The following is a 13,837-nucleotide window of genomic DNA, read 5'->3' as shown; positions in this document are numbered from 1 at the left end:
AACCGAAGCACCACAGAAATTGCTTTCCATAAAAAAACTGGAAATTAGAGCAGCCATTTTTATTAAGAAACTTAAGTTATTAGATGGTTCCGATTCCCACTCAAAACGCTCAATGCCAAATTATTTCTCCTCTTTAAACCTGCTAAAAAACAATAACGCAATTAAACAGAGACCGAAACCTACAATTCCGTTCAATCGTAACCCGAAATCATTTCCCGGATCTTTGCCGTAAATGGTGAGCATGGCAAAAATAGCAATGCCTAAGGTTTGACCAAGTTTTACAAAAAGGTATTTCACTGCGAAGAACATGCCCTCATGGTTTTCTCCGGTTTCTAAGGTATCTCTTTGGGCAATGTCGGCTAAAATGGCTGTCGGTAAAATGCCAAGTGCCGCTAAAGGAAACGAAGCGGATAGTACCAGGATGTAAATCTGTGTATGTGGACCAAATGGTAATTTGCCTAAAAAGAAAATGGTGACAAAGATTAAGCACAACACGCCAAAGGCAAGCAATACAAAAGGTTTTTTGCCAATTTTAGCAGAACCAAAATTAACCAGCGGGTAAAATAGCAGGGAAGCCAAAACCATGGCGCCCATAAATTTTCCACCTTCTGATTCTGGCAGGCCCAATAAAACGGTACAGAAAAATAATAAACCGCTAGAAATAATGCTCAATGCCGTATAAAAAGCGAAATCAGATATCAGGTAATATTTAAAATTACTGTTTTTAAAGGTGCTCTTAATCGCCGGCCATAAAGGCACGTGAGTGGGTTTTGCAACCGTGAATTCTTTTTCGTTAATAAAAAAAATAGGCAATAACATCACCAATCCGGATAAAATACACAAACCCCATATCGCGATCTGGATGGCCTCGCTGCGGTTGGCTACATGAAAATGAGGCTCAACCAGATCGGCAAAATTATTGGTGCAGGCCGATAAAATGATGCCGATTACAAAACCGACCTGCTGATAACTTGATAATTTAACTTTTTGTCTTGGCGTGTTGGTTACTTCAGCCAGTAGCGCGTTATAAGGGATTATATAAGTGGTAACCGATACAAAAAACAAACAAAGTGTTATGGTTAACCACCAGGCATTGTGCAGGCTTTCTGTTTTCTGGAGCGGGTAGAATACCAGGCCACAAAATATCATTGACGGAATAATCGCCCATTTCATAAAAGGCATCCTTCGACCGTTTTTATTGGTGCTGGCATCACTTTTTGAGGCAATAAACGGATCGTAAAGGGCATCGACCAATCTTCCTGAAGCAGCAATAATAGAAAGAATATTAAACGCGCCCAATAAAACCAGTTGTGGTACCAAAGGAGGTAAGCCAGCGTTGCTTGGGGGCAGATAGAAAAAGGGGAGCATTACGATGATAATATTTGTCATCGTGCTCCAACCAATCATACCGGCCGCGTAAGCAATTTCTTGTTTTAAGGAGAGTGTTTTGTTCATTAAAATTTTATAATTAAATTTTTATTTTTTTGAAAGCAGGTTTCTGTGTTAATCGGTTAGATCAGTCTTGCTTTCCATTTTATCCCAATGAAAAATCGGGATGTTCATTCTAATCAGTTTATTTACTTTGGTTGGTCTCATGAAACCTAGCAGGTTTTTAAAAACTGCGAGGTTTGAATCATGAATAAACTATTTCTTGTTAAACCATCTGCTCACAAAATAAACTACCAGAAAGCCAACAAAAATATATAAGCCATTAAGTGCTGCATTCGGATCGTCGGCATAAATGCTAAAGGCCACGAAAGTATAAGCCGCAATAAAAATAATAGGCAATATAGGATATAAAGGAACAGTATAGATGGATTTTTTATCAAGATGTGCTGTTCTCTTTCGAAGGATGAAAATTGTGGCTGCCGAACTGGCCATACTGATGCATTCTAAGAAAATGGTATAGTTTAAAATCTTGTCGAAAGTTTTCGCAAAGAAAATAATCACCACGGCAATTAATGTAAAAACTGTTAAGCTAATGGTCATTACCTCTGTTTTTTTATTCATCCTGCTGAATATTTTTGGCAGGGCACCTTCTTCGCCCATAGCAAACATTGCCCTTGGGTTACTCAACAGGTTTACATTTATATAACCCATTACAGAAAAAAAGATAATTACAGAAAGTGCTTTAAATCCGGCAGGACCAAATATCTTCGAAGCTAATATCGCTGCTATACTTTCTGCTGATTTTAATTCTTCAAAACCAATCACCTTTACATACACATAGTTGATGGCCAGATAAAGAATTACAATAATGTTTAAGCCAATAATGATAGCACGTGGAATCACTTTTTTGGCTTCTTTAATTTCGCCACCAAAGTTGATGGTTTGTGCATAACCTGCATAAGAAAAAGAAACGGCAATTAAGCATAAACCCAAAGCTTTTCCATAATCAGACCAGGTTGGTAAAGCACCTGTTGCTGTTTTAAAAACAGGAGTTATGGTTTCGGTTTGTCCGCCAAAAAATACCGCGCAAATCAGCGTTAAAATCATTCCGATTTTAATTACAGTTAGTACATTTTGCGTTTTAGAACTCGCTTTCAAACCTAAAAGGTTAATGAAATAGAATGTTAAAATAGTAATAATGGCTATGGCGACCCGATAGGTTTCTGTTTGTTTACCAACAGGCAAAATAATTTTACTCAGGTATTCTGCACCAATAATTGAAATTGCCGCTACAGATGCTGCGCTGGAAATAATAACAATACAATTAATTGCAAAAGCGATAGAGGGATGATAGGCTGCAGAAAATATTTTATAATATCCACCTGTTACCGGAAAACGGGAACCAATTTCGGCATAGGTTAAGGCACCGCAAAAAGCCACGAAGCCACCAATAAACCAGGCCAGGTAAAATAACTCTGGAATTTGCGCTTTCGCCGCTACATTTACAGGCGTACGAAATACACCCATTCCAATAACCAGACTCACCACAATCATGGATAAATCGAATAGCGAAAGCTGCTTTTTTTGTTGCATTAAATAGGATTTTGAATAATCGGATGAAGATAGGGAAAATTGAATGATTGAGGGAGGGAATGATTGAATGAGAGAATGATTGGAGGATGGCAGAGGTAAGATGGAAAAGGGATGATGGAGAGAGCTGGTGATCGTTAATCAATGATAGCCTAAAGACCACCGACTATGGACATCTAACTTATATATAATGCCTATCATCCACCTTACCTATTCCATCACCCATGTTTATATGTGGATATTTTCTTTTGCGAGCCTCACAGAATAAATCTATTATTGTATAATAATTCTGAAGAGCGTATTTAAAAATATTTTTATTTCAATCGTCAGGGTTATTTCTACAAATTCTTCATCGCTTTGCAGACCAATAAATGCAAAGTTTTCATTGAAGAACAGATAAACACAGTATGGCAGAAGTAATTTATAACGACGACAGTATTCGTTCATTAGACTGGAAAGAGCACATCAGGCTTCGCCCGGGTATGTACATTGGTAAACTTGGCGATGGTTCTGCCCAGGATGACGGTATTTACGTTTTGCTTAAAGAAATTGTAGATAATTCTATCGATGAGTTTGTAATGGGTACCGGAAAAACCATCGAAATTACCCTTTCTGAGCAAAAGGTGAATGTGCGCGATTATGGTCGTGGTATTCCATTGGGTAAGGTAATCGATTGTGTAAGTAAAATTAATACCGGCGGTAAATACGATAGTAATGCCTTCCAAAAATCGGTAGGTTTAAATGGCGTAGGTACCAAGGCGGTTAATGCACTTTCTACCAGTTTTACTGTACAATCTTATCGTGATGGAAAAACGAAAAAGGTAGAATTTTCTAAAGGAGAAATTGTAACTGAACAACCTATTATTGATACCACTCAGCGTAATGGTACCGCCATTACTTTTTATCCGGATGAAACCATTTTCAGGAACTACCATTACATTCCTGATTTTGTAGAGAGCATGGTTTGGAACTATGTTTTCTTGAACACGGGTTTAACTGTAAATTTTAACAACCAGAAATATTTTTCGGAAAGAGGTCTGTACGATTTGCTTTCTAAGTTTAATAAGCCAGAAGAGATTCGCTACCCGATTATCCACATGATTGGACCAGATATCGAAATTGCCATGACCCACGGTCAGCAATATGGTGAAGATTACCACTCATTTGTAAACGGACAACACACTACGCAAGGTGGTACCCACCAGGCAGCGTTTAGGGCTGCTGTGGTGAAAACCGTTCGGGAGTTTTTCAAAAAAGAGTTTGATGCGGCCGATGTGCGTTCTTCTATCATCGCGGCAATTTCTGTGCGTGTACAGGAGCCGGTTTTCGAATCGCAGACCAAAACAAAACTGGGTTCGCAGAACATGGGACCAGAAGGCCCATCGGTAGCTACTTTTATTAACGATTTTGTTAAAAAAGAGCTTGATGATTATTTGCATAAAAACCCCGACGTTGCCGATGCGTTACTGAAAAGAATTATGCAGTCGGAGCGCGAACGTAAGGATATTGCAGGTATCAAGAAACTGGCAAACGACAGGGCAAAAAAAGCATCCTTACACAATAAAAAACTGCGTGATTGCAAGGTGCATTTTAATACTACGCACGAGAAACGGTATGAAACTACCTTATTCATTACTGAGGGAGATTCTGCATCGGGTTCGATCACAAAATCGCGTGATGTTGATTGCCAGGCCGTATTTAGCTTAAAGGGTAAGCCGCTTAACTGTTATGAACTTACCAAAAAAGTAGTTTACGAAAATGAAGAATTTAATCTGCTACAACACGCTTTAAATATCGAAGATGGTTTAGAAGGATTACATTATAATAATATTGTAATTGCAACTGACGCCGATGTAGATGGCATGCACATCCGTTTGTTAATGATGACTTTCTTCCTTCAGTTTTTTCCTGATCTGGTAAAAGCTGGGCATGTTTATATTTTACAAACGCCGCTTTTCAGGGTGAGGAATAAAAAGGAAACCATTTATTGTTATAGTGACGAAGAACGTAGAAACGCAATCGAAAAACTGGGTAATAAACCAGAAATTACGCGATTTAAAGGTTTGGGAGAGATTTCACCAGATGAATTTGGTTTATTTATCGGGAAAGATATCAGGTTAGATCCTGTTATTTTGAAAGACCAAACAATTAAAAGTTTGCTTGAATATTACATGGGTAAAAATACACCTGACAGGCAACAGCACATTATCCGTAACCTAAGGGTAGAGAAGGATGAAGTAACTGAAGAACCTAAAGTGATTACTGAAGAGGTAGCTTAGCAATATCCCTGGTTCGTGTCTTCACGAACCACGTTTACATTATCTAAAAAGGAAGTCAAGCTTTTAAAGCTTGACTTCCTTGGTTATAACTGTTTTCTCACCTTAAATTTCCGCATGCGCAGGAATGACGACCACATTTGGTAAGATCCTGAAACAAGTTCAGGATGACGGCTATGATCTCAAATGGTAATTATTCTTTAGGGGCATTCACCGTATCTTCCGGATGTTGCGGTGGCAATACATCTACCTTTTTCTCTATGATAGTGATTTTTGTAAATACAGCATATTTACTAGGGGAGATGCCGTTATCATATTTTTCGGCATAAGCCTGGGTAAATTCTGCCCCGAAATACAAAATGATAGAAGTGTAATAAATCCACAATAAAATAACAATGATGGAACTCGCGGCTCCAAAAGCAGAACCTGGATTACCTTTTTCGATATAAATCCCGATCAGGTATTTACCTAAACTAAAGAGAACTGCCGTAAATAAAGCACCGATTATTGCCGATTTCCAACGGATGACAACATCTGGCAATACTTTAAAAATAACGGCAAATACAGCGGTTACGGCCGCTAGTGTAATTACATTGTTTAAAATATAAATCAGAATGGCCATTGTATCGTTTGCAACGGGGATTACTTCATCTATCTTACTTTGCGAAAGTAGGTGGCCTAATTTAGAACCCAAACCTACTACTACAGTGTTAACCACTAGTGAAACAAGCAAGAGAAAGCCCATCGAAACAATTAAAGAGAAAGACAATAATCTGTTAGAAAGCATTTTTATCCAACCTTTTTTGGGCACAGCCTTTACTTTCCAGATCATATTGATGCTATCTTGTATCTCTATAAAAATAGCAGTTGAACCAATAATCAATGTACCAATCCCAATAATTAAACCAATGGTAGATTGCCCAGATTTATTGGCATGTTCTACAAAACCCTGGATTTGTGTAGCTGCCTCTTTACCAACCATCTCGGTAACCTGCCCATAAAACTGACCTCTTGTTTTTTCGTTTCTTTCGTCGCCAAAAAATAGGGTAGCGGCGGATAACATGATAATAATAAGCGGTGTAAGGGAAAAAATAGTGTAATAGGCAAGCGAAGCACTTAATTTAGTTACCCTGTCTTCTACAAAGCCTTTTCCTGCCGCAATAAAAAGATGGTAAAGCGCAATAAAGAAATTTTTGATCTTATGGAATACTTTCATTGAAGAATTAAAACGGATATCCTATCCCAATGTTATAAATTATATTCTGTTTTCGCCAATCTTTGTTTCCAAAGGCAATATCATCTAATACCCATCTTTGTCCTTCAGGTAAATACGGTTTGCGAATTGGGAAAGCTACATCTAAGCGGATCACAAAAATGCTGACATCTACACGTAAGCCTGCACCAGTACCCACAGCTAGCTCGTTAAAAGTATTTTTCAGCTTAAAGCCAGATCCAAGTCTTGCCGTTTCCGGTTTGCCAGGTTCTCCAAGATCTTCTTTCCTTAACCAGACATTTCCCGCATCTACAAACAAAGCGCCATAAAGTACACTTACTATTTTAAATCGTAGCTCTGAGTTAAGCATCAACTTAATATCACCACCCTGATCGGCAAAAATTGCATCATCTTTAACCTTAAAAGTTCCCGGACCTAAAGTTCTGGCTGGAAAAGCCCTGATGTCATTGCTACCACCAGCAAAAAACTGCCTAACAAATGGTAATGAGGTAGAGTTTCCATAGGCATAACCATAACCGAGGTTTAACCTGTTTGCCCAGATTAAATTTCTGGTAATTTTATAATAATCCCTCAAATCGGCTTCTACTCTGATAAACTGGGTTAGTGGCACATTAAAAAGTGTACGTTTCCCTTCTTCATCTTTTGGTACAAAAGTTCCCCAAACATTGCCTCCGGTTTCTAATCCTCCAAAGAAGTAGGTATTATTTCTCCGGCTATCTTCCATCTGGTTGGTATAAGTGAAGTTATAGTTACTGCCAATGATAAACTGCTTTTCTAAAGTAGTCCTCAATAAAGGATTTTGTGCATATATTCTCTCCGCAGTTGTGTCAGATGGAAAAGAAGTAGAAACATAACTGATTGATATCGGGTTGAAATTATGCTCTTTGTACAAGTTTTCTTTAAAGTTGTAACCATATTGCCCCTTAACTGCATGTAAGGTATATTCAGAGCCACGGTTGAGGATTTGATAAGAAAGCGACGTAATCGTTTTCGGGATGAAAGCGTTGGTGCTATTCGGTTTGTAAAAAGGAACAATAAACCTGGGGAAGGTTAGTTTTCCTTCAGCAGTTAACGATAAGGAGTTTTTGCCTAAAGAAGTACCTTTGGTTTGGGTTTCAAAACCACCACTAACACTCAAATCCAATTGTTCTGCATTTCTAAACAAGTTTCTGGTGGTTTGTGTTACTTTCACTTCCGAACCAACGAAGTTGTTCGATTTACTGGTTCCTACAACCGAAAAGGTCAGTGAGTTTTTCTTTAAAGGAGTTAAATAGATATTCAAATCGAGTTGATTGTTTTTGAAACTATCAACGGGTAAAAATTCAGCTCTTACGTCCTGAAAGGCACCCACATTAACCATACGGTTTAAAGATTGGTTATGGTCTTTACGGTTATAAAGTTCATTTTTTTGAAAGAATACTAAACGGTCAAAAAGTCTTGGTTTAAAGGTGTTCCGGTCATCGTATATATTGAAATCGTTATACTGAAGCGGTTTTAGTTTTCTTAATGTACTATCTCTCCTTAACGAATAATTGGGATAAATGTTAATATTTTTAATGGTATAAGGTTTTAATCCGGCATCAGGAGCAATGTCTTTAACTTTAACCGAAACATTAACCAGGTTTTTACCTATGGTACTATCTACCTGCATAATTAAATAATCGGGGCTGAAATAGAAATAACCACTTTCCTTTAAGTCGTTATCAATCCTGATCCGTTCATTTTTGTAAGTGTCGATATCGTAATAGTCGCCAACTTTTAGCAAGGTTTTGTCTTTATTGGCGTTGATGATTTTTGTGAGTGCCCCGGTATCGGGAGGGAAATTAATCTTGTTAATTTTATATCGTTGCCCGGTAACGGCAGTATAAATTGCCTTACCTTTTTTTCCTTTTACAACGGTATCGCCGGTAACGGTTGCCTGTAAATAGCCTTCACTAATAAGATAACTGGATAATACATCATTGTTGTATTTTAGCTTTACCTCGCTTAATAACACAGGAGCTTCACCTTGTCTGCGTAGCCAGTTTCTAAAACCTTTTGGCTTTTTAGGCTCACCAGCAAGATTGTAAATGCCTAGTTTAAATTTTATACCCAAAAACGACTTATTAGGGCGTGGTCTAGTTTTAGCTTCCAGGTCAGTTTTAACCTGTTTTTCATTGTCAATTTTCCCTGATGAGTCTGGATTGATTTTTACTTCAGCACCGGTATACAAAATCTGTCCTGGTTTTAACGATTTGGTACTGCTGCAAGCCGCCCAAACTAAACAGGCCAGTATAAATAAAAGCGGTCTAATTAGTTTTCTCATCTTGTGCTTTCTGTTCAATGTTTCTTATTCTTCTTATTCTTTTCTTTTGAAAAATCTCTCTAAACTTATTGTAATCTACAACCAGGGTAAAGCCTAGGCCTGTTTCAACAATCTGTCCCTGTACAATCATATCGTTCTGATTTCTGCGGTAAGCCCTTAAACGGTACCGTCCATCAGCAGAAAGCGCATATTCTACGTTTACGTTTCCGGCAATATTGGTCGATTTTTCTCCTGGCGCCTGAGGCCCCTCTAAAGCAAAAGAACTTCCTACGCTAACCGTTAATCTATCGTTTAGCAGTTTTTTAGATAGTCCAACCTCCAGATCTGTTTTTTGCTGCATCGAACCGGTTGAATAATCTTCAGATGAATTTACGCCGAAATTAAGATCAACACCCTGAATTAAATCGGAAGTTAAATTATTCAATTGCTCGGTTAACAGTCTGCTTACGCTCGAACGTGCAAGGGTAGAAACACCACCACCGCCGCCTGCCAGACTTTGAAAAGGATTATTCGCAATAAACCTGTTTAAGGCAAGTAAAGCAAGAACCTGTTTGTTTAATTCACTTTCATCGCGGTTTACATTAATTAATTTGGTATAAACCTGACCATTTAAAGCACCACGTTCATTTTCTGGCAAGTCGAGTTTAAATGAAATGGCTGGCTTTAATAATTCGCCTTTTATCATCAGATAAACCTGGAAAGGTAATTTTGTTCTGGCTTCATAAAGATCTGGCTGATTTAACAGGTCGATAGGAGCAGCATTAACTTCGTATAATGCAGTAATGTTTGCAGTTGCAGAAGTAGGTTCGCCTGTCCAGACAATGGTACTGCCTTTAACCAGTTTAAATTCCTTTTTTACAACAGCCAATGTTAAGTTATACGAACCGTCAACGATCTCGTAGCGGCCAGTCATGCTGATTTTACCACTTGGATCCATCGTTACATTTAAGTCTGCGTCGCCCCTAACTTTTAAATTATCGCCGGTAGATGCGTCTACAACCACATTAAGTTCTGCTTCAGGATCTACTTTTACAGCTGCTACAAGGTTTAAACCTTTAATAGGGGATTTACTAATGCTATCAACCTTTAAGGCTTTTTGTCCGTTAAAGGGAGGTGCATCGGCATCAATAAACTGTACTATACCCTCCTGGTCAATAATTGCCGGATCACTTGAAGGCAAAGCGAAGAAGAATTTTGTGCCCTTATTCACATTGATATTCATGTTTACATCCGGCTGGTTCAAATCTCCGCGTACTTTGATATTGCTGGTTAAAAATACTGTTCCATAAATCATATCATTATCGGCAGCGGTAGAATTGATTGCCCTGAAATTGTTCATCCGGATATCTAAACCGAATCGATAATTTTTAAAATCGGTAGTATAAACTTTTCCGTTGATAGTTGCTTTTTGATTTAATGAATCGATCAGTGTAAAGTTGTTAAAACTGATGCCCTCATCGGTAAACGATATTTTCTCATTTGGCAAACGGAAATAAGAGTTTACATAAGCCACTCTGATCCCTGCATTATTGAAAGTTAAATCACCGAGTATTTTAGGGGCCGTTAATGCGCCTTTAACAGTAAGGGCACCGGTTAAGGTACCTGTACCATTTTTAAGCTGACCTGCAGATAAACTTTCAATATTTTTCATTTCAATCTTATCGATGTTGACGGTAAGATCTAAGGCGCTTTGAGGTGCAGTATAATAAAATCCATTTACCCTCAGTTCATGTACGCCAGTTAAGGCCATATTTACCTCGAAGGCATTTTTGGTATCGTTGTTTACCGCTAAACGTAAAGTACCCAACTGATCTTTCTGATAGCGCAACTGATCGATGGTTAAATTCGCTTCAAATTTTGGTGTGCTGGCCAAATCTTTAACATTTGCGGTTCCGTTTAAACGGCCACCAACCAAAGTGGTATCGGTTTCTGCAAATTTGGTTAAGGTTTCCAATTGGAAATCTTTAAATGCTACGGTTAAAGGTGCATTTGGTTGGGTAGGGTTGCTGTTAATGGAAAGCGACTGACCGCTGTTGCTGATCTGAAACTGATTAACCAATATGCCTGAAGCGCCAAATTGAATGTAATTATCTTGCGAAACCACCCATTTTTGATAATCAAGCAATAATTTTTGAGGATCTAAAGCGAATTTAAAATCCTTATTAATCGATTTGAAAGTACCGCCGATTACATATTTGTCTTTAAGTTGCCTGTCGCGAAGGAAAATATTAACGCCTAAATTATTATTTAACGCCTCACCGCTTACTTCTGTATTAAATAGTGCGACAGACGGGCTTTGAAGGCTTTTAACCGTTAAACTATAGGCCAGTTTATTATTCTCGTTATTGATGTTTAAAACCGTGGTATCTATTTTGAAATCGCCATAAACTACCTGCGGGAAATTACCCTTGATTTGTAGGCTGTCTTTTTGTGTATCAATCAATCCGTAAAATTGAGATTGTTTAAAAACCGTTAATTCAGGCACAAAGTTCTTTAATAGTTTAGAATCATAAATCTGAACAAAAAAGCGCAAACGCTGATCCGGAACCTTTGTAACGGTTCCAAAAGCATAATATTTATTGATTTCGTTAATTATTGCACTACCCACTTTGGTCAGTTGGTATTTTCCATCAATTTTTGCTGAGAGTATTTCAGATTTGAGTGTAAGTTCGTTTTCTGTTGCGGTAGATTTTGCACGGATCGAAATCGTATCAACATTAATTCTTTGTTTATCTTTTACCAGTTGTAAACCCGTAACATCAACGGATCCATTTAAATAATCGGCATCGGCAGTGGTCAGATTTACTTTAACCACTCCTGCGGCACTTAAAACCGTAGGATTAAAGTTTAGTGCCTGAAGGTTTACCTGTTTTAAATTTAAATCGGCTTTTACTGCCGGATATTTCCCCGCCAGATTCACTTTAGCGGCTAAGTTAAAGTTGGCATTGCTATCGGGCATGCTGCTTTTAATGCTAATGTTCTGGTTGTTATAATTGCCGGCGAGGCTTAAATTGCGGTATGTATATTTATTGTAATAAGCACTTAACACTTTGGCATTAAACTTCGCATTGATTTTTTTAGGATCAAGGCCTGTACCCGCAACATTGGCCTTAACCGAAACACGGCCAAGTTTTGGCTGCATTTTTAACAGCCTGCCTACGTTGAAGTTGTTTAAACTGATATCTGCCTTGTAACTTTCTTTTCCTTTAGGGCCATTCATGCCTGCAACTATCACTGCACCACCCATATCGGTGTTGATGTTCAGATTGGTATTGAAATCAGTCATTGAGCCTTTAAAATTACCTTTCGCACCGATTACGTTAGGCAGTTCAATTGAAGGAGGAATTGATTTTTTTGGTACGGCTACCAAAATATCACCTTTGGTAACATGAAGTTTTTTAATGTTTAAATCGAGAAAGGTTTTTTTAATATCGGGCAAGCCTTTGGCATTTCCGCTGATATCAATCTGTGTATTTTTTAAGCCGCTGATCTGCAGTTTGGTGATATTCAGGTTGTTTAAATAGCCGTTAACATCGGCATTGATTTTTATTTTTTCGTTGCGGTAATTGGCGGGTATGGCAGTGCTGAAAAAGCCAGCATCTTTCAAACCAATGGTGGTGTTTTTAAGGGCAATATTCAGTTTCACGCGTTCAGGATGTTTGGTTAAATCCTCAATCGAGGTGAAATTTAACTCAGTTGCATTCTCAATTGAAGTATTTGGTGTTTTCAGTATGAAATTGCTCAGCTTGATCTGTTTATCATTATAGGCTGCGTCGCCACGTAATTCATCCAGAACAAAGCCGCTTTTCTCTTTTAGTGATCCGTTTTTAACATTTGCTTTTATACCTGCGGCGCTATAACTTACATCACTAGCCCCCAAATTAAGCTGGTTAATTTTCAGGTGGTTAAAATCCATTCCTTTAGGAGCAGGTTTAGCAGCCAGATTATCAAACTGTACATCGTTATCGGCTAAACTGATGTTTTTGATAATGAGGCCTAAAGCCGATTTTTGGGGCGCTACAGTATCTTTAACTTTCTTTAAATCGTTGCTCGGCGCTGGTTTAAATGCAAAAAGAATATTCGATTTGTTTAAATGTGCATCATCAACTGAATATTTACTATTGGTTAAATCTACTTTCAGGTTTGCCAGGCCAAGGTCGTTTACAGTGGCAATGGCTTTGGTTGTCGAGATCTGGTCGTCGTAATTTACCTTTACATTGTTAAAAACGAAGTTCTGTACCTCGATTAATGGCAATTTACCCTGTTCTTTCTCTGCACTATCTACACTATTGGTAATATGCTGAACCAATTTGACAAGAGGTTTTTGCTGTAAATAACGAAGCGAAGTATTCACCAGGCTTAACTCTTTAATTACATAATGCTGATTGGCCAGATCGAAATCTTTAATTTTTGTTTTAAAGGCACCTAAATATAATTTCACATCATTACCTGCAACATCATCGCGGTAATTGATGCCAATATCTTCAAAAGAAACTTTATCAACAGAGAATTTTAGGGTAGAAGTGGTATCTTTTTTTACTTTCTCTTCTGGTTTTTTCTGGTCGCTTGCAAAAGCATCCACCAGGAAAGAAAAGTTAAAAGTGGTGTCGGGAGTGATGCGCTTCACATTGGCGCGTACATTTTTTAGTTCAATATTATTGATCTCAACTGTGTTCTTTAACAGCTTAAATAAACTGATATCAACCGCTAGTTTTTCGGCATATAATAAAGTATCACCTTTACGGTCTTCGATGTAAAATTTGTTTAGAACCACATCTTTTGGCAATGCGATTTTAATGCTTTCTAAACTTACCTCTGTTTTGGTTTTGTTTTTCAGGTAATTTATGGCTTTGCCTTTAACAAAATTTTGAACAGCTGGAATATTTAAGGATAGCGCTATACCGACTACCAGAATGATGATGGAAGCAATTACCCACAATAGAATTTTTAGACTTTTGCGTACGTATTTATTCAATGCTAAGTGTGTTTGGTGTTTGATAAATGCTAAAAGCACGCCATTAAAATTAATTTTAAGGCCTGTTT

At 37.9% G+C, this 13,837-nt stretch carries 6 protein-coding genes; 1 reads left to right on the top strand and 5 read right to left on the bottom strand.

What is annotated here, in order from left to right:
- Positions 1-120 precede the first annotated feature (120 nt).
- Positions 121-1,455 (bottom strand): MFS transporter, encoded by a 1,335-nt coding sequence (locus BCL90_RS09315; RefSeq protein WP_121283746.1) that lies wholly within the window; start codon positions 1,453-1,455, stop codon positions 121-123.
- A gap of 189 nt (positions 1,456-1,644) precedes the next feature.
- Positions 1,645-2,982, bottom strand: a complete 1,338-nt coding sequence (locus tag BCL90_RS09310; RefSeq protein WP_121283745.1) for an APC family permease — start codon at positions 2,980-2,982, stop codon at positions 1,645-1,647.
- Positions 2,983-3,386: 404 nt separating this feature from the next.
- Here BCL90_RS09310 and BCL90_RS09305 point away from each other — a divergent pair, with 404 nt between their 5' ends.
- Positions 3,387-5,258 carry a DNA topoisomerase IV subunit B gene (locus tag BCL90_RS09305; RefSeq protein ID WP_121283744.1) on the top strand — a complete coding sequence of 624 codons (1,872 nt, stop codon included), beginning with the start codon at positions 3,387-3,389 and terminating at the stop codon, positions 5,256-5,258.
- Between the two features lie 190 nt (positions 5,259-5,448).
- On the opposite strand, the gene BCL90_RS09300 is transcribed toward BCL90_RS09305, so the two are convergent.
- From BCL90_RS09300 to BCL90_RS09290, 3 genes are read right to left on the bottom strand one after another with little or no spacing between them, the layout of a single operon-like run.
- Positions 5,449-6,471: a YihY/virulence factor BrkB family protein gene (locus BCL90_RS09300; protein ID WP_121283743.1), complete on the bottom strand. Its 1,023-nt coding sequence runs from the start codon at positions 6,469-6,471 to the stop codon at positions 5,449-5,451.
- 7 nt (positions 6,472-6,478) lie between these two features.
- Positions 6,479-8,794: a translocation and assembly module lipoprotein TamL gene (gene tamL, locus BCL90_RS09295; RefSeq protein WP_121283742.1), complete on the bottom strand. Its 2,316-nt coding sequence runs from the start codon at positions 8,792-8,794 to the stop codon at positions 6,479-6,481.
- On the bottom strand, positions 8,778-13,769 hold the full coding sequence (locus BCL90_RS09290; protein ID WP_121284577.1) for a translocation/assembly module TamB domain-containing protein: 4,992 nt from the start codon (positions 13,767-13,769) through the stop codon (positions 8,778-8,780). The genes tamL and BCL90_RS09290 overlap by 17 nt, the downstream gene beginning before the upstream one ends.
- Positions 13,770-13,837: the final 68 nt, after the last annotated feature.

Source organism: Pedobacter alluvionis, from assembly GCF_003664035.1.
Lineage (GTDB): Bacteria > Bacteroidota > Bacteroidia > Sphingobacteriales > Sphingobacteriaceae > Pedobacter > Pedobacter alluvionis.
The sequence above is the reverse complement of the archived record's forward strand: the minus strand, read 5'-3'. Positions and strand labels throughout refer to the sequence as shown.